At 71.2% G+C, this 19,907-nt stretch carries 18 protein-coding genes; 8 read left to right on the top strand and 10 right to left on the bottom strand.

Annotated elements, in window-relative coordinates; all coding sequences use genetic code 11:
• The first annotated feature begins 55 nt into the window (after positions 1-55).
• Positions 56-730, top strand: a complete 675-nt coding sequence (locus tag N7925_RS29150; protein WP_265602377.1) for a FadR/GntR family transcriptional regulator — start codon at positions 56-58, stop codon at positions 728-730.
• Positions 731-787: 57 nt separating this feature from the next.
• On the opposite strand, the gene N7925_RS29145 is transcribed toward N7925_RS29150, so the two are convergent.
• The 3 genes from N7925_RS29145 to fabG all read right to left on the bottom strand — a co-directional run bounded on the left by N7925_RS29145 (position 788) and on the right by fabG (position 2,839).
• The gene (locus tag N7925_RS29145; RefSeq protein WP_274345639.1) at positions 788-1,159 is read right to left on the bottom strand and encodes a hypothetical protein; all 372 of its coding nucleotides are present in this window, start codon (positions 1,157-1,159) and stop codon (positions 788-790) included.
• Between the two features lie 187 nt (positions 1,160-1,346).
• The gene (gene fabI / locus N7925_RS29140; RefSeq protein ID WP_265602375.1) at positions 1,347-2,114 is read right to left on the bottom strand and encodes an enoyl-ACP reductase FabI; all 768 of its coding nucleotides are present in this window, start codon (positions 2,112-2,114) and stop codon (positions 1,347-1,349) included.
• A gap of 5 nt (positions 2,115-2,119) precedes the next feature.
• Positions 2,120-2,839, bottom strand: coding sequence for a 3-oxoacyl-[acyl-carrier-protein] reductase (gene fabG, locus N7925_RS29135; protein ID WP_265602374.1), 720 nt, complete (start codon positions 2,837-2,839; stop codon positions 2,120-2,122).
• A gap of 216 nt (positions 2,840-3,055) precedes the next feature.
• Here fabG and N7925_RS29130 point away from each other — a divergent pair, with 216 nt between their 5' ends.
• The 3 genes from N7925_RS29130 to tyrS are packed head-to-tail and all read left to right on the top strand — an operon-like array spanning position 3,056 to position 7,296.
• Complete coding sequence (locus tag N7925_RS29130) at positions 3,056-4,579, top strand: TldD/PmbA family protein (protein ID WP_274345638.1); 1,524 nt, start codon at positions 3,056-3,058, stop codon at positions 4,577-4,579.
• Entirely contained in the window at positions 4,576-5,970 is a 1,395-nt protein-coding gene (locus N7925_RS29125) for a metallopeptidase TldD-related protein (protein ID WP_274345637.1), read from the top strand. Before N7925_RS29130 ends, N7925_RS29125 begins: the two co-directional genes overlap by 4 nt.
• A 54-nt stretch (positions 5,971-6,024) precedes the next feature.
• The gene (tyrS, locus tag N7925_RS29120; protein WP_274345636.1) at positions 6,025-7,296 is read left to right on the top strand and encodes a tyrosine--tRNA ligase; all 1,272 of its coding nucleotides are present in this window, start codon (positions 6,025-6,027) and stop codon (positions 7,294-7,296) included.
• 79 nt (positions 7,297-7,375) lie between these two features.
• Here the strand turns inward: tyrS and N7925_RS29115 are convergent, their stop codons facing one another.
• A complete protein-coding gene (locus tag N7925_RS29115; RefSeq protein WP_265602370.1) occupies positions 7,376-7,654 on the bottom strand; it encodes a GlsB/YeaQ/YmgE family stress response membrane protein in 279 nt (92 codons plus the stop codon).
• Between the two features lie 221 nt (positions 7,655-7,875).
• Between N7925_RS29115 and N7925_RS29110 the strand changes: the two genes are divergently transcribed.
• Positions 7,876-8,253 carry a DUF3099 domain-containing protein gene (locus N7925_RS29110; protein WP_265604039.1) on the top strand — a complete coding sequence of 126 codons (378 nt, stop codon included), beginning with the start codon at positions 7,876-7,878 and terminating at the stop codon, positions 8,251-8,253.
• A gap of 247 nt (positions 8,254-8,500) precedes the next feature.
• A complete protein-coding gene (locus N7925_RS29105) occupies positions 8,501-8,758 on the top strand; it encodes a hypothetical protein (RefSeq protein WP_274345635.1) in 258 nt (85 codons plus the stop codon).
• 59 nt (positions 8,759-8,817) lie between these two features.
• On the opposite strand, the gene moaA is transcribed toward N7925_RS29105, so the two are convergent.
• From moaA to N7925_RS29090, 3 genes are all read right to left on the bottom strand, one after another.
• On the bottom strand, positions 8,818-9,807 hold the full coding sequence (gene moaA, locus N7925_RS29100) for a GTP 3',8-cyclase MoaA (RefSeq protein ID WP_265602368.1): 990 nt from the start codon (positions 9,805-9,807) through the stop codon (positions 8,818-8,820).
• Between the two features lie 221 nt (positions 9,808-10,028).
• Positions 10,029-11,672 carry a solute symporter family protein gene (locus tag N7925_RS29095; RefSeq protein WP_265602367.1) on the bottom strand — a complete coding sequence of 548 codons (1,644 nt, stop codon included), beginning with the start codon at positions 11,670-11,672 and terminating at the stop codon, positions 10,029-10,031.
• Positions 11,669-12,034 (bottom strand): DUF485 domain-containing protein, encoded by a 366-nt coding sequence (locus N7925_RS29090; RefSeq protein ID WP_265602366.1) that lies wholly within the window; start codon positions 12,032-12,034, stop codon positions 11,669-11,671. Before N7925_RS29090 ends, N7925_RS29095 begins: the two co-directional genes overlap by 4 nt.
• 332 nt (positions 12,035-12,366) lie before the next feature.
• Here N7925_RS29090 and N7925_RS29085 point away from each other — a divergent pair, with 332 nt between their 5' ends.
• Positions 12,367-13,905, top strand: coding sequence for a S8 family peptidase (locus tag N7925_RS29085; RefSeq protein ID WP_274345634.1), 1,539 nt, complete (start codon positions 12,367-12,369; stop codon positions 13,903-13,905).
• A 70-nt stretch (positions 13,906-13,975) separates the two neighbouring features.
• Here N7925_RS29085 and N7925_RS29080 read toward each other — a convergent pair whose 3' ends face one another.
• The 3 genes from N7925_RS29080 to N7925_RS29070 are packed head-to-tail and all read right to left on the bottom strand — an operon-like array spanning position 13,976 to position 16,672.
• Positions 13,976-15,034: a zinc-dependent alcohol dehydrogenase family protein gene (locus N7925_RS29080; RefSeq protein ID WP_265602364.1), complete on the bottom strand. Its 1,059-nt coding sequence runs from the start codon at positions 15,032-15,034 to the stop codon at positions 13,976-13,978.
• Positions 15,035-15,056: 22 nt separating this feature from the next.
• Positions 15,057-15,764 (bottom strand): lysoplasmalogenase, encoded by a 708-nt coding sequence (locus N7925_RS29075; RefSeq protein ID WP_274345633.1) that lies wholly within the window; start codon positions 15,762-15,764, stop codon positions 15,057-15,059.
• The gene (locus N7925_RS29070; RefSeq protein WP_274345632.1) at positions 15,761-16,672 is read right to left on the bottom strand and encodes a sterol desaturase family protein; all 912 of its coding nucleotides are present in this window, start codon (positions 16,670-16,672) and stop codon (positions 15,761-15,763) included. The genes N7925_RS29075 and N7925_RS29070 overlap by 4 nt, the downstream gene beginning before the upstream one ends.
• Positions 16,673-16,817: 145 nt before the next feature.
• Between N7925_RS29070 and N7925_RS29065 the strand changes: the two genes are divergently transcribed.
• Positions 16,818-19,907, top strand: a complete 3,090-nt coding sequence (locus tag N7925_RS29065; RefSeq protein WP_265602361.1) for an NACHT domain-containing protein — start codon at positions 16,818-16,820, stop codon at positions 19,905-19,907.

The following is a 19,907-nucleotide window of genomic DNA, read 5'->3' as shown; positions in this document are numbered from 1 at the left end:
CCCGACATCTTCTTCGGCCCGGCGGCTCCGGGCCGGCCCACGAGCAAGGAGCATCATGGCGCTGACGTCTCCACGGCGTTCGGCACTCGCCGACCAGGTGATCGCCCAGCTGAGGAACCAGATCACCTCGGGCGAGTGGCCGGTCGGCTCGCGGATTCCGACCGAGCCCGAGCTGGTCGAGCAGCTGGGCGTGGCCCGTAACACCGTCCGCGAGGCCGTGCGGGCCCTCGCGCACAACGGGCTGCTGGACATCCGGCAGGGCTCCGGCACCTATGTGATCGCCACGAGCGAGCTGGCCGGGGTGATGCACCGCAGGTTCGCGGCCGCCGATCCGCGCCATATCGCGGAGCTGCGCTCGACGCTGGAATCCTCGGCGGCCCGGCTGGCGGCGGCCCGGCGCACCGAGCGGGATCTGCGGCAGCTGGACACGTTGATGGCGCGCCGCGAGGAGGCCTGGGCGTCGGGGAACGCGGAGGCGTTCGTGGCGGCGGACGCGACGCTGCACCTGGCGGTGGTCGCGGCCTCGCACAACGACGTCCTGACCGAGCTCTACGCCGACCTCGGCGATCTGCTGCGCGACTACCTGCGCGGCGACGTGGGCCCCGAGCTGCGGCCGGAGAACCATATGGACCACGGTCGGCTGGTCGAGGCAATCCGGGCGGGGGACGCGGAGACGGCGGCGGCCGAGGCGGCGAGCCACGCGCTGACCTGCCTGACGGACCGGGTGTAGCGGCGCCCCGGGCCACGTACGGCAAAGGCACCGCGTACGGCAAGGGCACCGCTCGGATCAGACGGGGGCGGGACGGTGGCTGACCCACGCCGTGGCGATCTCTTTCCAGCAGCGGTCCTCGAGGCGTACGGTCCGGCCGGGCTCCACCGCGACCGCCGCCCCGTCCGCGTCGACGTCCCACCAGCGGTCGCATTCGGTGTGCAGCCGGACCAGGTCGGTGGAGGGGTAGGGGTTGTGGCAGTAGGCGACGACGCGGGAGCCCTCGACGGACGTACGGCACTCCGAGCCGGCCGGTTCGGGCTTCGGGGGCTTCGCTTCCGTACCGGAGTCGGCTCCTCTGGCGGCGTGGATTCCCAGAGGGACGGCAAGCGCGGCGGCGACCACCGGGGCGGCCAGGAGGAGACGGGTTCGGCGGCGCTGGGGACGCACGGCGATCTCCCTCCCGCAGCCTGACAAGAAGTCCGGTTCCTCCTCATTCTGCGGTGGATCGGCCGACTTTTCGACCGGAGGGGCACCGGGAGGCCACGGACCGTGAACGGCCCCCGGCCGCGTACCGCCTCCGGAGAACCAGGAGGGGGTACGCGGCCGGGGGCCGTCAGGCGGGGTGGTTCGCGGGTCAGGCGCCCATCATGTGCACGCCGCTGTCGACGTGGATGATCTCGCCCGTGGTGCGCGGGAAGAAGTCGGAGAGCAGGGCGACGATGCCGCGGCCGGCCGGCTCCGGGTCGTTCATGTCCCAGGCCAGCGGGGCGCGGGTGTTCCAGACGTCGGCCAGCTCCTCGAAGCCCGGGATGGACTTGGCGGCCATGGAGCGCAGCGGTCCGGCGGAGACCAGGTTGCAGCGCAGCCCGTCCTTGCCCAGGTCGCGGGCGAGGTAGCGGGAGGTGGCCTCCAGCGCGGCCTTGGCCGGGCCCATCCAGTCGTACTGCGGCCAGGCGTACTGGGCGTCGAAGGTGAGGCCGACGATCGAGCCGCCCTCGCTCATCAGCGGCTTGCAGGCCATGGCCAGCGACTTCAGGGAGAACGCCGAGACGTGCATCGCGGTGGCGACGGACTCGAACGGCGTGTTGAGGAAGTTGCCGCCGAGCGCGTCCTGCGGCGCGAAGCCGATGGAGTGGACGACGCCGTCCAGGGAGCCGAGCTCCTCGCGCACCAGACCGGCGAGCCGGTCTAGGTGCTCCTGGTTGGTCACGTCCAGCTCGATGACCTTGGCCGGCTTCGGCAGCTTCCTGGCGATGCGCTCGGTCAGGGTGGGGCGGGGGAAGGCCGTCAGGATGACCTCGGCCCCCTGCTCCTGGGCCACCTTCGCGGCGTGGAACGCGATGGACGACTCCATCAGCACCCCGGTGATCAGGATGCGCTTGCCGTCGAGAATTCCGCTCATGGTGATCAGTGACCCATGCCCAATCCGCCGTCAACGGGAATGACGGCTCCAGTGATGTACGACGCGTCGTCGGAGGCGAGGAAGCGCACCGCGGCGGCGATCTCCTCGGGCCGCGCGTAGCGGCCGAGCGGCACCTGGGACACGATGCCCTTGCGCTGCTCCTCGGTGAGCGCCTGGGTCATGTCGGTGTCGACAAAACCGGGGGCGACGACGTTGAAGGTGATGTTCCGCGATCCGAGTTCACGGGCCAGCGACCGGGCGAAGCCGACGAGCCCGGCCTTGGAGGCGGCGTAGTTGGCCTGGCCGGCCGAGCCGAGGAGCCCGACGACGGAGGAGATCAGGACGACACGGCCCTTCTTGGCGCGCAGCATGCCGCGATTGGCGCGCTTGACGACCCGGAAGGTCCCCGTGAGGTTGGTGTCGAGGACGGAGGTGAAGTCCTCCTCCGACATCCGCATCAGCAACTGGTCCTTGGTGATGCCCGCGTTGGCGACCAGCACCTCCACGGGACCGTGCTTCTCCTCGATCTCCTTGTAGGCCTGCTCCACCTGCTCGGCGTCGGTGATGTCGCAGCGGACCGCGAGGACACCGGCGTCGGTGAGCGCCTGGGGCGGCTCTCCGGAACGGTAGGTGATCGCGACCTGGTCGCCGTTGTCGGCGAAGGCGCGGGCGATGGCGAGGCCGATGCCCCGGTTTCCTCCGGTGACGAGAACCGAGCGGCTCAACGGATCACCCTTTCCTTGGCGGTCTGGTACGTCGAAAACCTATCGGTACCGTGCGCCGATCGAGGAATCGGGCCCTGACAGTGGCTTGTCCGGGGTGCTGTCGGGTTCCTACAGTCCGCGCGGGTAGGTGGTCGGCCCACGCGTCCTCGATATCCCCCGGTGCGGTCACCCTCCGGCATGGTTCACTGCCGTGGTGTATCGAGAAGGGAACTCCCCGTGCCCCACGAGGTAGATCAGTCATTCCTGGCCCTGCCGTCGCGCGCGCTGGCCGACGCGGCGCTCGCCAGAGCGCGGGCGCTGGGCGCGACCCACGCCGATTTCCGGCTGGAGCGGGTACGCAGCGCCTCCTGGCGGCTGCGGGACGCCCGGCCGGCCGGCGCGTCGGACAGCACGGACCTCGGGTACGCGGTGCGGGTGGTGCACGGCGGGGCGTGGGGGTTCGCCTCGGGTGTCGACCTGACGATGGACGCCGCCGCGAAGGTGGCCTCGCAGGCCGTCGCGATGGCGAAGCTGTCGGCGAAGGTGATCGCGGCGGCGGGTTCCGACGAGCGCGTGGAGCTGGCGGACGAGCCGGTGCACGGTGAACGGACCTGGGTATCGGCGTACGACGTCGACCCCTTCTCCGTACCGGACGAGGAGAAGGCGGCGCTGCTCGCCGAGTGGAGCGGGCGGCTGCTGGGCGCGGAGGGGGTGGCGCATGTGGACGCGTCCCTGACGGCCGTGCACGAGAACAAGTTCTACGCGGACACGGCGGGCACCGTCACCACGCAGCAACGGGTGCGGATCCACCCGCAGTTCACCGCCGTCGCGGTGGACGGCACGAGCGGTGAGTTCGACTCGATGCGGACCATCGCGCCGCCGGCGGGCCGGGGCTGGGAGTACCTGACCGGGACCGGCTGGGACTGGGACGGCGAGCTGGAGCGGATCCCCGGGCTGCTCGCGGAGAAGATGCGCGCGCCGAGCGTCGAGGCGGGGAGCTACGACCTGGTGGTCGATCCGTCGAACCTGTGGCTGACGATCCACGAGTCGATCGGCCACGCCACCGAGCTGGACCGGGCGCTGGGGTACGAGGCGGCGTACGCCGGTACCTCGTTCGCCACCTTCGACCAGCTGGGCAAGCTGGCGTACGGCTCCCCCGTGATGAATGTGACCGGTGACCGCACGGCCGAGCACGGGCTCGCGACGATCGGGTACGACGACGAGGGCGTCGAGGCGCAGTCGTGGGACCTGGTGAAGGACGGCACGCTGGTCGGCTACCAGCTGGACCGCCGCATCGCGAAGCTGACGGGCCTCGGCCGCTCCAACGGCTGCGCGTACGCGGACTCGCCGGGCCACGTCCCCGTACAGCGCATGGCGAACGTGTCCCTGAAGCCGGACCCGGGCGGGTTGTCGACGGAGGACCTGATCGGCGGGGTGGAGCGCGGGATCTACGTGGTCGGCGACCGGTCCTGGTCGATCGACATGCAGCGCTACAACTTCCAGTTCACCGGGCAGCGGTTCTTCCGCATCGAGAACGGGCGGCTGGCCGGGCAGCTGCGCGATGTGGCGTACCAGGCGACGACCACGGACTTCTGGGGCTCGATGGAGAAGGTCGGCGGCCCCCAGACGTACGTGCTGGGCGGCGCGTTCAACTGCGGCAAGGCCCAGCCGGGCCAGGTCGCCGCGGTCTCGCACGGCTGCCCCTCCGCCCTCTTCCGGGGCGTCAACATCCTCAATACGACGCAGGAGGCCGGACGATGAGCCGCGTCAGCAAGCCGTACGAGATCGTCGAGCGGGCTCTGGAGCTGTCCGCCACGGACGGCCTGGTGGTCATCGCCGACGAGCAGTCCTCCGCCAATCTTCGCTGGGCGGGCAACGCGCTCACCACGAACGGGGTGACCCGGGGGCGGACCCTGACCGTCATCGCGACCGTGGACGGGGCGAAGGGGACGGCGTCCGGCGTCGTCTCCCGGTCCGCGGTGACCCGGGGCGACCTGGAGCCGCTGGTGCGGGCCGCCGAGGCCGCCGCGCGGGGCGCGGATCCGGCGGAGGACGCTCAGCCGCTGGTGAGCGGGGCGCCCTCCTCCCCCGGCTTCACGGACGCGCCCGCCGAGACCGGCTCGGAGGTCTTCGCCGACTTCGCCCCGGCGCTCGGCGACGCCTTCGCGCGCGCCCGGGCCGGGGGCCGCGAGCTGTACGGGTTCGCGAACCACGAGCTGACCTCCACCTACCTGGGGACGTCGACGGGGCTGCGGCTGCGCCACGACCAGCCGAACGGCACGCTGGAGCTGAACGCGAAGTCGCCGGACCGTACGCGCTCCGCGTGGGCGGGCCGGGCGACCCGGGACTTCCGGGACGTCGACCCGGCGGCGATGGACGCGGAGCTGGCGCAGCGGCTGCGCTGGGCGGAGCGGCGCGTCGAGCTGCCCGCCGGCCGGTACGAGACGCTGCTGCCGCCGGCCGCGGTCGCGGACCTGCTGATCTACCAGCTGTGGTCGTCGACCGCGCGGGACGCCGTGGAGGGCCGGACGGTGTTCTCCACGCCGGGCGGCGGTACGCGGCTGGGCGAGACACTCGCCCCGCTTCCGCTCACCCTGCGCAGCGACCCGCACGCGCCGGGGCTGGAGTCGGCGCCGTTCGTGATCGCCCACTCCTCCGGCGACAGCGGTTCCGTCTTCGACAACGGGCTGCCGCTGGCCCCGACGGACTGGGTCCGGGAGGGGAGGCTGGAGCGGCTGACGACGACCCGGCACACGGCGGACCTGACCGGGCTGCCGGTCGCCCCGGCCATCGACAACCTGCTGCTGGAGGGCGGCGGCGAGCGGTCGCTGGAGGAGATGGTCGCCGCGACGTCCGGGCGGGCGCTGCTGCTGACCTGCCTCTGGTACATCCGCGAGGTGGATCCGGCGACGCTGCTGCTGACGGGGCTGACCCGGGACGGCGTCTATCTGGTCGAGGACGGCGAGGTGGTCGGCGGGGTGAACAACTTCCGCTTCAACGAGTCGCCGGTGGACCTGCTGTCGCGGGCCTCGGAGGCCGGGCGTACGGAGAAGACGCTGCCGCGCGAGTGGGGCGACTGGTTCACCCGGGCCGCGATGCCCGCGCTGCGCATCCCGGACTTCAACATGAGCTCGGTCAGCCCGGGGGTGTGACCCGCCTAGACTGACACCTGGATTATTTCTACCTTCGTTAGGAGCACCGGAACCGTGACGGACATCGTCGACGAGCTGAAGTGGCGCGGGCTGTTCGCCCAGTCCACTGACGAGGACGCACTGCGCAAGGCTCTCGCGGACGGTCCCGTCACCTTCTATTGCGGCTTCGACCCGACCGCGGCCAGCCTGCATGTGGGGCACCTGGTGCAGGTGCTCACCATGCGGCGGCTCCAGCAGGCCGGGCTGAGGCCGCTCGCCCTGGTGGGCGGCGCGACGGGCCAGATCGGTGACCCGCGGCCCACCGCCGAGCGCACGCTGAACGACCCGGAGACGATCGCCGCCTGGGTGGCCCGGCTGCGTTCGCAGATCGAGCCGTTCCTGTCCTTCGAGGGCGAGAACGCGGCGACGATGGTCAACAACCTGGACTGGACCGCGGGCATGTCCGCGATCGAGTTCCTGCGGGACATCGGCAAGCACTTCCGGGTCAACAAGATGCTCACCAAGGACTCGGTCGCCCGGCGGCTGGAGTCGCAAGAGGGCATCAGCTACACGGAGTTCAGCTACCAGCTGCTCCAGGGCATGGACTTCCTGGAGTTGTACCGCCGGCACGGCTGCACCCTTCAGCAGGGCGGCAGCGACCAGTGGGGCAATCTCACCGCGGGCATCGACCTGATCCACCGGCTGGAGCCGGGCGCGGTCGTGCACGCGCTGGCGACGCCGCTGATGACGAAGGCGGACGGGACGAAGTTCGGCAAGTCCGAGAGCGGTGCCGTCTGGCTCGACCCGGAGATGACGACGCCGTACGCGTTCTACCAGTTCTGGCTGAACGTGGACGACCGGGACGTCTCGCGCTACCTGCGCATCCTCAGCTTCAAGAGCCGTGCGGAGCTGGAGGAGCTGGAGAAGCTGACCGAGGAGCGGCCGCAGGCCCGCTCCGCGCAGCGCGCGCTGGCCGAGGAGCTGACCACGCTGGTGCACGGCGGCGCGCAGTGCGCCGCGGTCATCGCGGCGTCGAAGGCGCTGTTCGGGCAGGGCGACCTGGCCGAGCTGGACGGGGCGACGCTGAGCGCGGCCCTGTCCGAGGTGCCGGGCGCCACCGTCGCCGAGCTGGGACCGCTGGTGGACCTCCTGGTGGAGGTCGGTCTGGCGCCCAGCAAGTCGGGTGCGCGCCGCACGGTCAAGGAGGGCGGCGCGTACGTGAACAACGTGAAGGTCGTCGACGGCGAAGTCGCGCCGGACGCCGGGGAGCTTCTGCACGGGCGCTGGCTGGTGCTGCGCCGGGGCAAGAAGAACCTGGCGGCCGTGGAGGTCGGCCCGGTCGGCTGACCCTCCCCCGCGTCACAGTGCCGCGGCCGGACACGCGTTCTTCGCGTGTCCGGCCGCGGCTGTGTGTGACCCCGCTGGGTCAGGTTCGCTGTTTACGGTTGCCTCGGAAGGCCTGCCAGGCCATGTCGCCGACGGCGACGACCGCCACGGCGCCCGCCAGTTGCAGCAGATGACGGATCCAGTCGATGCCCTTGGTGTTCTCGACACCGATCCAGCCGGCCACGGCGTTGCCGAGGATGCTGCCGAGGATGCCGAACACGGCCGTCAGCCAGAGCGGGATGTCCTGCTTACCCGGCAGGATCGCTCTGGCGAGGACACCGAGCACCAGTCCCACGATGATTGCCCACAACCAGCTCATTTCGCCTCCTCGTGCGGCGCGGAGTGCGCGTCTGTCCAGAGTCGGCCCGTTGTCCGGGCGGCGCATGTCCGGTTGGGCCGTCCGGGTGACCCCGGCCCGCCACCCGCCCCGCCCCCGTCCTCTCGTACAGCGTGCCCCGGTCGCCTGCCGGGCCGGTGCCGGGCGTACCGTGGAAGCGGCCCGGTCCGGGAGCGTCCGGCGACGAGATCTGGTGGTGGAGCATGCTGCGGAAGAGCGCGGGTACGGAGGTCATCCGGATCACGGGCGCCCGTCAGGGGCTGACGGACGACGTCCGCGGCCGACAGCGACGCTATGTGATCTCGATGTCGGTGCGCACGGTGTCGGTGGTACTGGCCGCGGTGCTGTGGAACGTGGAGCGGCATGTGGCGATCGTGGCGCTCGTGCTGGGCGTGCTGCTGCCGTACGTTGCGGTGGTCATCGCCAACGCGGGCCGGGAGAACGTGACTTCGCTGCCGACGACCTTCGTGCAGATGCCGCTGCGACCTGCTGTGGAGGCCGCCCCGGTGCCCGGTCCGGCGGAGCCCGGGGACGCCGAGGGGGCGTCCGGCGGGGCCCGGCCGCCGCACGAGCACACCTGAGCCCGCACGCCCCTCGAAGCTCAATAAAAGCTCAGATCAATCATGACGTTCCGGTGCACCGCACCCCGGTCCCCGTGACATACTTCGAAAGCGCTCCGCATCCCCCGTCGGAGCGATGGACCGACGCCGGGCAGCTCCCCCCGTGGCTGCCCGGCGTCGCCCTTTCTCCGACCGGGGATGCGTCAGAAAGCTCTGAGCTCTGGAGCACCTGACGTAGCTCGCGAACACCTGACTTAGGCTGGGCCTCGTGCTTTTTCCCGAGACGTCCGCCGAGAGTTCCACCGGTGCCCCGCTCTGTTCCGCCAAGGGCTGCCGGGCCGCCGCAGTGTGGGTGCTCGCCTGGAACAACCCCAAACTGCACACGCCCGAGCGGCGCAAGACCTGGCTGGCCTGCGACGAGCACCGGGAGCACCTGTCCTCGTTCCTCGGCGTACGGGGTTTCCTCAAGGACGTGGTGGCGCTGGAGGACTGGGCAGCCGGGGACGGGAAAGAGACCGAGGCCTGAGCCCTGGGGCCTTGGTTCTCAAGGCCTTGAGGAGGCCTCCAGGCTCGGCCGCTCAGGACTCAGCCGCCGATCGCCGACATCGGGCGGTCGGGCTGCAGGAAGGACGGGTCGTCCAGTCCGGAGCCCGCCTTCTTGCCCCACATGGCCGTCTTCCAGAGCTGGGCGATCTCCTCGTCCGGCGCGTCCCCGCGCAGTGCCCCACGCAGGTCCGTCTCCTCACGGGCGAAGAGGCAGGTGCGGACCTGGCCGTCGGCGGTGAGCCGGGTGCGGTCGCAGGCGCGGCAGAACGGGCGGGTGACGGAGGCGATCACTCCGACGCGGTGCGGCCCGCCGTCGACGGTCCATCGCTCGGCGGGGGCGGAGCCGCGGGACTCGTCGCTCTCCGCGGTGAGGGCGAAGCGGGTGCGCAGCGAGGCGAGGATGTCCCCGGCGGTGATCATGCCGTCACGCTTCCAGCCGTGCTGGGCGTCGAGCGGCATCTGCTCGATGAAGCGGAGCTCGTAACCGTGCGCGACGGCCCAGGCGAGCAGCTCGGGGGCCTCGTCGTCGTTGAGTCCCGGCATCAGGACGGAGTTGACCTTCACCGGGGTGAGCCCGGCCTCGTGGGCGGCCTCCAGGCCGTCCAGCACGTCCCTGTGGCGGTCGCGGCGGGTGAGGGTCTTGAAGACGTCGGGGCGCAGGGTGTCCAGCGAGACGTTGACCCGGTCGAGCCCCGCGGCCTTGAGGGCGGTGGCGGTCCGCTTGAGTCCGATGCCGTTGGTCGTGAGCGACATGCGGGGGCGCGGGGTGAGCGCGGCGCACTGCTCGACGATGGAGACGAGGCCGGGACGGAGCAGTGGCTCGCCGCCGGTGAAGCGGACCTCGGTGATGCCGAGCGAGGTGACGGCGATACGGATCAGGCGGACGATCTCGTCGTCGGAGAGCAGCTCGCTCTTGCCGAGCCACTGAAGGCCCTCTTCGGGCATGCAGTAGGTGCAGCGCAGGTTGCACTTGTCGGTGAGTGACACGCGCAGGTCGGTGGCGACCCGGTCGTAGGTGTCGATGAGCACAGTGGGTCCCTCCCCCGGGGTGTCCGCGGTGGTCGCGGTCGCTCTGGTGGCCTCTTGTCCTACCGAGCCTACGTGAGACGTGTGACATCGAGGTGGCTCGTTTGCCACGAGGTGCGGCCGGGCCGCGTCGTAGGACTCTACGACGCGGCCCGGCCGCGGGTGTGGGAGAGGAGCCGAAGGGCCCGTCGGCGATGGGCCGAGGAAGGGTCCTTCCGGTGTGCTCAGTGGGCTCCGATGCCGGTGAGGGACTTGACCTCCAGTTCGGCGTACTTGTCCGTGTTCGGCTTCTCCTTGGAAAGCAGCGAGCCGACCCAGCCGAGCAGGAAACCGAGCGGGATCGAGATCAGGCCGGGGTTCTCCAGCGGGAACCAGGCGAAGTCGACGTCCGGGAACATCGAGCTCGGCTTGGAGGAGACGACCGGCGAGAACAGCACCAGCAGGACGGAGGAGGCGAGGCCTCCGTAGATGGACCAGAGGGCCCCCTGGGTGGTGAAGCGCTTCCAGAAGAGGCTGTAGAGGATCGTCGGCAGGTTGGCGGAGGCGGCGACCGCGAAGGCCAGGGCGACGAGCCCGGCGACGTTCAGGTCGCGGGCGAGTGCGCCGAGGCCGATGGAGACGATGCCGATCGCGACGGTGGCCCAGCGTGCGGCGCGGACCTCTTCCTTCTCGGTGGCCTTCCCCCTGCGGATCACGTTGGCGTAGATGTCGTGCGCGAAGGACGAGGAGGAGGCGAGGGTGAGTCCGGCGACGACGGCGAGGATGGTGGCGAAGGCGACGGCGGAGATGACCGCGAGGAGGATGGCGCCGCCGGTGGATCCGGAGCCGCCGCCGATCTCCAGTGCGGCGAGCGGCGCCGCGGTGTTGCCCGCCTTGTTGGAGGCGATGATGTCGTCCGGCTTGAGGATCGCCGCCGCGCCGAAGCCGAGCACGATCGTCATCAGGTAGAAGGCGCCGATGATGCCGATCGCCCAGTTCACGGACTTACGGGCGGCCTTGGCGGTGGGCACGGTGTAGAAGCGGATAAGGATGTGCGGCAGCCCCGCGGTGCCGAGGACCAGGGCGATGCCGAGCGAGATGAAGTCCAGCTTCGAGATGTTGTCGACGCCGTACTTCAGGCCGGGCTCCAGGAAGGCCGCGCCCTTGCCGCTGTTGCTGGCGGCGGTGCCGAGCAGGTCGGAGATGTTGAAGTTGAACTTCAGCAGGATCAGGAAGGTGATGAGCAGGGTGCCCGCGATGAGCAGGACGGCCTTGACCATCTGCACCCAGGTGGTGCCCTTCATGCCGCCGATGGTGACGTAGAGGATCATGAGCACGCCGACCAGGGCGACGATGAGGATCTTCCCGGCGTCGCTGGTGATGCCGAGCAGCAGCGAGACGAGGACGCCCGCGCCGGCCATCTGCGCCAGCAGGTAGAAGATCGAGACGACGATCGTGGACGTGCCGGCGGCGGTACGGACGGGGCGCTGGCGCATCCGGTAGGCGAGGACGTCGCCCATGGTGTAGCGGCCCGAGTTGCGCAGCGGTTCGGCGACCAGGAGCAGGGCGACGAGCCAGGCGACGAGGAAGCCGATGGAGTACAGGAAGCCGTCGTACCCGAAGAGGGCGATGGCTCCGGCGATGCCGAGGAAGGACGCGGCGGACATGTAGTCGCCGGAGACCGCGAGTCCGTTCTGGAATCCGGTGAACTGCCGGCCGCCCGCGTAGAAGTCGGAGGCGCTCTTGGTCTGGCGGCCGGCCCACACGGTGATGAAGAGGGTCGCCACGACGAAGGCGGCGAACAACGTGATGATCAGCGGCCGGTGCTCGCTCGCCCCCTCGGTGGCGGCGAGCTGGACGGTGGGGTAAAGGGCGTGGGCGGCGCTCACAGGTCGGCCTCCATACGGGACTTGATCGCGTCGGCCTTGGGGTCGAGCTTGGTGGCGGCGTGCCGGGAGTAGAGCCAGGCGATGAGGAAGGTGGTGGCGAACTGGGCGAGTCCGAGGACGAGCGCCATGTTGATGTTGCCGACGACCTCCGTGCCCATGAAGCCGCCCGCGTAGTTGCAGAGCAGGACGTAGAGCAGGTACCAGGTCACGAAGGCGACGGTCAGGGGGAAGGCGAAGGAGCGGTGGGAGCGGCGCAGGTCGGCGAAGTCCGGGCTCGCCTGCATCGTGACGAACGCCTCGGTGGTGGGCTGGGCGGGGCCGGCGGGCGATGTGCCCTCGGGCGGCGGTGCATCGGTAGCCACGGAATCTCCTCGCGACGCGGGTGCGGTGGTCTGGGGGGCGGTGGGTGTCAAGGGAAGCCTCGTTACCGACGGGGACGGTGATGTGCCTCCTGGACAACGGCACGGAGGGCGCGACGAAGCGGTTCACCGCGTCTTTCGCCTTCCCGGAGGGGTCGCGGTGCGGCCGGTTGCCGGGAGTCACCCGTTCGCATGCGGCCGTGAAGGTCACTCTTCGAACTAAGTTGCCCGTAAGCGTTGATGCGCCGGGATGATCAGCGATAGCTTCACTCGTCATGTACGCGACCGAACACGCCAGGTGTCCGGTCGTTCGGCACGGATGATGTGGAGAACCCATGGCTCATCTGTCATCGAGACGGACCCGCGCACTCGCGGTGCCCGTCGGACTCGCGCTGACCGCCTCGCTCGGCTTCCTGCCGACGGCGACGGCCACGGCGGCGCCCACCGGCGAGCAGGCCGCCGCGAGCGTCCGGACCGACGGGCCGAAGCTGTCCTACGTGGTCAACACCCGCGGCGGACACGGCACCGTCAAGAACGTCAGGAAAGCGATCGCCAAGGCCGGCGGCACCGTCGTCATCGCCTATGAGCAGATCGGCGTCATCGTCGTCCACTCGCAGAACCCCTCCTTCGGCGAAACGATTCGCCGGGTACGCGGCGTGGAGTCGGCGGGCGCCACCCGCACGAACCCGATCGTGCCGCAGGCCACCAAGGACGTCGGCGCGATAGCGCAGCCGCTCACCGCCGAGCAGGCGGCGGCCGCCGCCGCGGACGCGAAGGCCGGCGAGGACCCGCTGGAGCCCCTCCAGTGGTCGCTGCCCGCGATCAAGGCGGACCAGGCGCACGAGAAGTCGCTGGGCTCGAAGCGGGTGACCGTCGCCGTCATCGACACGGGCGTCGACGACACCCACCCGGACCTGGCCCCGAACTTCGACAGCCGCGCCTCGGCCAACTGCGTCTCCGGCGCTCCGGACACCACCGCCGGCTCCTGGCGTCCGGCGGCGGGCGAGAGCGACCACGGCACGCATGTGGCGGGCACCATCGCCGCCGCGAAGAACGGCGCCGGTGTCACCGGCGTCGCCCCGGGCGTGAAGGTGTCGGGCATCAAGGTGTCGAACCCGGACGGGTTCTTCTACACCGAGGCCGTCGTCTGCGGGTTCCTCTGGGCCGCCGAGCACGGTGTCGAGGTGACCAACAACAGCTACTACACCGACCCGTGGCTGTTCAACTGCAAGAACGACCCGGATCAGGGCGCCCTGGTCGACGCCCTCACCCGCGCCGTGAAGTACGCGGAGCGCAAGGGCACGGTCAACGTCGCGGCGGCGGGGAACTCCCGCCACGACCTGGCGCTCGACGCGATCGAGGACAAGACCAGCCCGAACGACACCGAGCCGGTCACGCGGACCATCGACCCGAGCGCCTGCCCGGACATCCCGACCATGCTGCCGGGTGTCGTGACGGTCTCCGCGACGGGTGCGAAGGGTCTGAAGTCCTCGTACTCGAACTACGGCAAGGGCATCATCGACGTGGCCGCCCCGGGCGGGGACTCGACGATCTACCAGACCCCCGAGGCGCCGGCCGTCAACGGGCTGATCCTGTCGACGCTGCCGGGCGGCAAGTTCGGCTACAAGGCCGGTACGTCGATGGCCTCCCCGCACGTCGCGGGCGTCGTGGCGCTGATCAAGTCCAGGCACCCCTACGCCTCCCCGGCCGCGGTGAAGGCGCTGCTGACGCTCCAGGCGGACGCGAAGGCGTGCGGTGAGCCGTACGACATCAACGGTGACGGTGTCATCGACGCGGTGTGCGAGGGCGGCAAGAACTACAACGGCTTCTACGGGGCCGGAGTGGTCGACGCGCTGGACGCGGTGCGCTGGTAGGCACGTGACCGAGCAAGGGGCGAGGGCCCGGGGAGGACGTTCTCCCCGGGCCCTCGCCCCGCGTCGGGCCCTACGGCGTGATGAGCACCTTCAACGCGGTCCGCTCGTCCATCTCCTTGTAGCCGAGCGGCACTTCGTCCAGGCCGATGGACCGGTCGAAGACGGGCGACGGGTCGATCGTGCCGTCCAGCACATCGGGGAGCAGCTCCGGTATGTACCGGCGTACGGGGGCGACGCCGCCGCGCAGGGCGATGTTCCGGCCGAACATGACGCCGAGGTCCACGCCGGTGGCGCTGCCGTGCGGGACGCCCACGTAGCCGATGGAGCCGCCGTCGCGGACGATGCCGAGGGCGGTGCGCATCGACTGCTCGGTGCCGACGGCCTCGATGACGCTGTGCACGCCCTCGCCGCGGGTCAGTTCGCGGACGGCGGCGAGGGCGGCCTCGCCGCGTTCGGCGACCACGTCGGTCGCGCCGAAGCGGCGGGCGATGTCGGTGCGCGCGGGGTGGCGGCCGAGCGCGATGACGCGCTCCGCGCCGAGCCGCTCGGCGGCGAGCACCCCGCACAGACCGACCGCGCCGTCACCGACGACCGCGACGGTGCTGCCCGGCCCGACGCCCGCTCCGACGGCGGCGTGGTGGCCGGTGCCCAGGACGTCGGAGAGCGCCAGCAGGGCGGTGAGCAGGCGGTCGTCGGACGCGGCGGCGGCCGGGAGCTTGACCAGGGTGCCGTCGGCGTGGGGGACGCGGACGGCTTCGCCCTGGCCGCCGTCCGACTGCGCGCCGTCCGGGCCGACCGATCCCCAGAAGCCGCCCTCGGGGCAGGAGGTGGTGAGGCCCTCGGCACAGTAGGTGCAGGTGCCGTCGGACCAGACGAACGGGGCGACGGCCAGATCCCCCACGGCGAACCCGTTGACGCCGGACCCCGCCTCCTCGACGACGCCGAGGAATTCGTGGCCGATGCGCTGACCGGACCGCCGGGCCGACTCGCCCCGGTAGGCCCACAGATCGCTGCCGCAGATGCAGGCCCGCAGGACCCGGAGCACCACGTCGGTGGGCTGCTGGATCGCCGGGTCGGGCACCTCCCGCACCCGGATGTCGTGGGGGGCGTGGATGACGGTGGCGCGCATACGTTCGGGGTCCTTGCCGGTCTCAGACGCTGGTACCCCGTTCACGGTACGCCCCGGTTCGCCCGGTTCCGCCGGCCGGGGGAGCCGTGAGCGCCCCGAGGGTCAGCAGCGCCTGGGCGGCGATGTAGGTGATCATGACCCAGAAGTCGGGGGCGGGCGCCTGCGGCCAGGTGGCGATGCCGGTGGCGATGAGGGCGTCGGAGAGCAGGAAGAGCGCCCCGCCGGCCGCCGCGTACGGGCCGAGCACGCCGGCCCGCCAGGCCGTGGCGGTGAGCAGCAGGCTGTAGCCGGTCAGCGGGATACGCAGGTCCGCCGGGAGGTCCGGCCAGATCAGCACGAGGAAGACGACCAGGACGAGGGCGTATCCGGCCCCCGTGGCCAGCGGCGCACGGGCCCGGTCGCGGCCGAACAGCGTCAGGTAGCAGACATGGCCGACGGCGAAGGAGCCCATGCCGACGAGGAAGGCCAGGTCGTTGTCGGCGAGCAGGAAGACGTCACCGCCCCATCCGAACAGCAGGGCCGCGACGAGTGGCCGGGGTCCGCCGCGGAGTGCCGCGTATCCGGCGAGCAGCGGCATCAGCAGCGGCTTGGCGACCAGGTGGAGCGTCTCGGCCCCGGCGAGGAGCCCGGCCAGGTCCACCGCGGCGGCGAGGAGGAAGGCGAGGAGCACGGGGCGGGCGAAGCGCTCGGCTCCGCGGGTGCGCGCGGGGCGGGAGTCGGTGGCGCTCACAGGGCGCGTTCCGGGGCGGAGGTCTCCAGGGACACGGGCGCCGGCTCTCCGGTCCCGGCCACGGCCCCCGCCTTCGGCGCCGGCTGCCAGCCGGGCCCGCGGAAGACCCGTCCGGCCCGCTCGCTCCAGGTGCCGGCGGCCCGGACGTCCCGGGCGATGGCGGCGTACTCGTGGGTCGCGACGCGCAGCGGGTTGTGGGTGGAGATGTTCTTGGTGAGCCCGTAGACGGGCCGCTCGGTCTCGGCCGCGAAGGATCCGAACATCCGGTCCCAGACGATCAGGATCCCGCCGTAGTTGCGGTCCAGGTAGCCGCCTTGGGAGGCGTGGTGGACGCGGTGGTGGGAGGGCGTGTTGAGGACGTACTCGAAGGGGCGCGGGAGCTTGGCGACGCGTTCGGTGTGCACCCAGAACTGGTAGACGAGGTTGGCCGACTGGCAGAACGCGAGCGCCGCCGGGTGCACACCGCAGGCGATCAGCGGCAGGTAGAAGGGCCAGACTGTCGCGGAGGTCCAGGGCTGGCGCAGCGCGGTGGTGAGGTTGAACTTCTCGCTGGAGTGGTGGACCACGTGGCAGGCCCACAGGATCCGGATCACGTGGTGGCCGCGGTGGGACCAGTAGTAGAAGAAGTCCTGGGCGAGGAGCATCAGCAGGACGGTCCACCAGAGCACGGGCACCCGTAGCGGCGTCAGTTCGTAGACGGCCATATAGATCGCCAGGATGGGGATCTTCCACAGCAGGTCGAAGCCCAGGCTGCCGATGCCCATGGTGAGGCTCGTGGCGGTGTCCCTGGTCTCGTACCCGGCGGCGTCCTCGTCCGGGTGGAGGCGGTAGCTGACCATCTCGATCACGGTGAGCAGCACGAAGGCCGGTATCGACCACAGCACGACATCGGGCAGGTTCGGCTCCATGCGAGCACCGTAGGGCCGCGGGTCGGCGAGGGCTAGACGTTGTTACCGACAAGTATGCGAGACCTGGTGTCAGCAGTCTTTGGCACTTTCCGCCAGTCGCCCGCGCCGTAGGATTCCGCTACAGGCCTCTTGGGAGGAAACACACGTGTCCGGTACGGAAGTTGCCCTGTTACGGCTGGCCACGACGGTGGTGGGCGCGGCAGCCAAGGCGCTGCTGACCCCCAGGCCGGGCGCGGGCCTGGTCCCGGAACCGGTGCGTCCCCTCCCCCGCCCCGCGAAGCCGGACCGGCTGGCCAAGGTGCTCGCGGGCCGCCTGGCCGACGCCTTCCCCGACCTCCCCGAGCACGAGCGGCTGGCCGCGCTCACCTCCGTACAGGACACGTTCGCGGCTGCGGGCGAGCCGGACGCCAAGCGGCTGTTCGCCCTGGAACTGGACCCCGAGCGGCTGCGCGCCGAGCTGTCGGCCCCCGCCGCCGGGCTCTCCGCGCGGGCCGTCGACCTGTACGAGGACCTGCTCGGCCGCTGCTGCGCGCAGCTGGTGGAGCAGTTGACCGCGCACCCGTCGTTCGCGGCCCGGGCGGCGGTGGAGCAGGTCCGCGCGACGGGCCGGACACGGGAGCTGGTGGAGGAGGTACGGGACCGGGTCGGGCCGCGCCCGGACGCGGCGGACCTGGAGTTCGAGGGGCGGTACGCGCAGTTCGTGGCGAACGCCAACAGCCGGATGGGGCTGTTCGGGCTGACGCTCGGCAGGTCGGCGAGCGAATGGCCGCTGGAGACGGCCTACCTCAGCCTCTCGGTCAGCGGCTACGAGGTTGACGGCAGGGACGGTCTGGGACAGCCGGTCCGGACCGCGATCGGCATCGAGCAGGCCCTCGGCGAGTGGGACCGGCTGCTGCTGCGCGGCCCGGCCGGTTCCGGCAAGAGCACGCTGGTGCAGTGGCTGGCGCTGAACGCCGCGCGGCAGACGTTCGGCGGCGAGCTGGCGGACTGGAACCGGTGCGTCCCCTTCGTCCTGCGCCTGCGCGCCTTCACGGCCCTCGACGCGCTGCCCGCCCCGGCGGAATTCCTGCGCGCGGCCGGCGTTCCGCTGCACGGCGCGGCCCCGGCCGGCTGGGCGGACCGGCTGCTCCTGCAGGGCCGGGCGCTGGTCCTGGTGGACGGGGTCGACGAGATTCCGGACCGGCTGCGCAAGCGCACGGAACGCTGGCTGAAGGACCTGATCGCCGCCTACCCCCGGGCCAGGTACGTGGTGACGACCCGCCCCTCGGCGGTGCCCGAGACCTGGCTGTCCGGCTCCGGTTTCGCACCGCACACCCTGCTGGCGATGGGCCAGGAGGACGTCCGCGCCTTCATCGAGCACTGGCACCGGGCGGCCCGCTCGGAGTGCCGGTCGGATGAGGAACGCGACGAGCTGGACCCGTACGAGAAGGCCCTGCGCCGCGCGGTCGGGACACGCAGGGACCTGGGGCTGCTCGCGACGAACCCGCTGATGTGCGCCCTGCTCTGCGCGCTGAACCGGGACCGCCGGATGCAGCTGCCCCGGGCACGCAAGGAGTTGTACGACGCGGCGCTGGACATGCTGCTGGTCCGGCGCGACACCGAGCGCGAGATCATCGGGGTGGAGGGCGTCGACCTGACCCGCGAGGAGCAGACGGCTCTGCTGCAACGGCTCGCGTACTGGCTGATCCGCAACGGCCTGGTCGAGGCCCGGCAGGACGAGGCGGTCTCTCTGGTCGCCGACTGGATGCGGGCCATGTCCCAGGTCCGGGGCACACCCGGCCAGGTCTTCGCGCACCTTCTCAACCGCAGCGGCCTGCTGCGTGAACCCGCGGCGGGCGCGGTGGGGTTCGTGCACCGCACGTTCCAGGACTACCTGGGCGCGAAGGCCGCGGTGGAGGCCCGTGACTTCGGCGTCCTGGTCCACCACGCCCACGAGGACCAGTGGGACGACGTGGTCCAGATGGCGGTGGGGCACGCGCGGCCGGACGAGCGGGCGTCGCTGCTGTGGTCCCTGCTGGAGCGGGCGGACGCGGAGCCGGTCCACGGTCACCGGTTGGTCCTGCTCGCCGCGGGGAGTCTGGCCCACTCGCCGGAGCTGGACCCGGAGATCCGGATGGAGGTGGAGGCCCGGACCGGGCAGCTGCTGCCGCCGGACGGCCAGAAGAGCATCGACGAGCTGGCCAAGGTGGGCGATCTGGCGTTGGAGCTGCTGTCGTCGATGATCGACGACCTGACCGGGGCGGAAGCGGCTGCGGTGGTACGCACGGCCGCGGCGGTGGGCAGCGAGACGGCGTACGAGCTGGTGAAGCAGTTCCGGGACGACGAGCGGAGCCGGGTCGCGAACGCCCTGTCCTTGGCCTGGGAGCAGTTCGACGCGGAGACCTACGCCCGCGAGGTGATGGCCGTCCGGGACTGGACCGACGAATACGCGGCGGTCAGGACCGCCGCCCAGCTCTCCGCGCTGCGCCTCGTCCCGCGGCTGCGCAACGTGCACCTGACGGGTGATCACCAGGATCTGTCGCTCGTGACCTCCTCGCCGGAGGTGGAACGGGTCTTCGTCTACGGCAACAGCCGGATCGCGGACGTGACGGCGCTGGCCGCCATGCCGGCGCTGCGGGAGGTCGGGCTGAGCCGCTGTCCGCAGATCCGGACCATCGAGCCGCTCGTCGGACCGCGGCTGGAGTGGCTCTCGCTCGTCGAACTCCATCCGTCGCTCGACCCCCGGCCCCTGGCGGACCTGCCGGGCCTGCGCTATCTGGCTCTCGGCCATCCCTTTCTCCTCGAGAGCATCGGCGAACTCCCGGTCTGCGAACAGGTGACCGAGCTCGACCTGATGAGGGAGACCCGTTATCTGAACCTGGAGGGCCTGGAGCTCTGGACGAGCCTGCGGGTGCTGGCCCTGTACGGCACCAGCCATCTCCGCCAGCTCAGCCTCATGCCGGCCCTGCACGGTCTGCGGAGTCTGCGCCTCGTGCAGATTCCCGGGCCGGACCTGCGCCTGACGGCCCCGCTCGTCGAGCTGCGGGAGCTCATGCTCCTCCCCAGCGACCCGCCCTGTGACCTCAGCCCCCTGGCCGATCTGCCCTCCCTGGAGTCGCTGGGGCTCTACGGCGACGTGCCCTTCGATCTCGCCCCCCTCGCTCCCCGCGAGGACCTGACGATCCGACTGGGCCACAACACCCACGTCACCGGCGCCGAACTCTTCCCGCCCGAACGGATTCTCCGCCTCACCTGA

This window comes from Streptomyces sp. CA-278952, from assembly GCF_028747205.1.
Classification (GTDB): domain Bacteria; phylum Actinomycetota; class Actinomycetes; order Streptomycetales; family Streptomycetaceae; genus Streptomyces.
This window is presented reverse-complemented; position numbering and strand designations above follow the sequence as displayed.

Coding starts and splice junctions, on each gene's coding strand:
- N7925_RS29150 (WP_265602377.1), top strand. CDS start 56: ATGGCGCTGACGTCTCCACGGCGTTCGGCACTCGCCGACCAGGTGATC.
- fabI (WP_265602375.1), bottom strand. CDS start 2,114: ATGAGCGGAATTCTCGACGGCAAGCGCATCCTGATCACCGGGGTGCTG.
- N7925_RS29125 (WP_274345637.1), top strand. CDS start 4,576: ATGAGCCGCGTCAGCAAGCCGTACGAGATCGTCGAGCGGGCTCTGGAG.
- N7925_RS29115 (WP_265602370.1), bottom strand. CDS start 7,654: ATGAGCTGGTTGTGGGCAATCATCGTGGGACTGGTGCTCGGTGTCCTC.
- N7925_RS29110 (WP_265604039.1), top strand. CDS start 7,876: ATGCTGCGGAAGAGCGCGGGTACGGAGGTCATCCGGATCACGGGCGCC.
- N7925_RS29085 (WP_274345634.1), top strand. CDS start 12,367: ATGGCTCATCTGTCATCGAGACGGACCCGCGCACTCGCGGTGCCCGTC.
- N7925_RS29080 (WP_265602364.1), bottom strand. CDS start 15,034: ATGCGCGCCACCGTCATCCACGCCCCCCACGACATCCGGGTGCGGGAG.
- N7925_RS29070 (WP_274345632.1), bottom strand. CDS start 16,672: ATGGAGCCGAACCTGCCCGATGTCGTGCTGTGGTCGATACCGGCCTTC.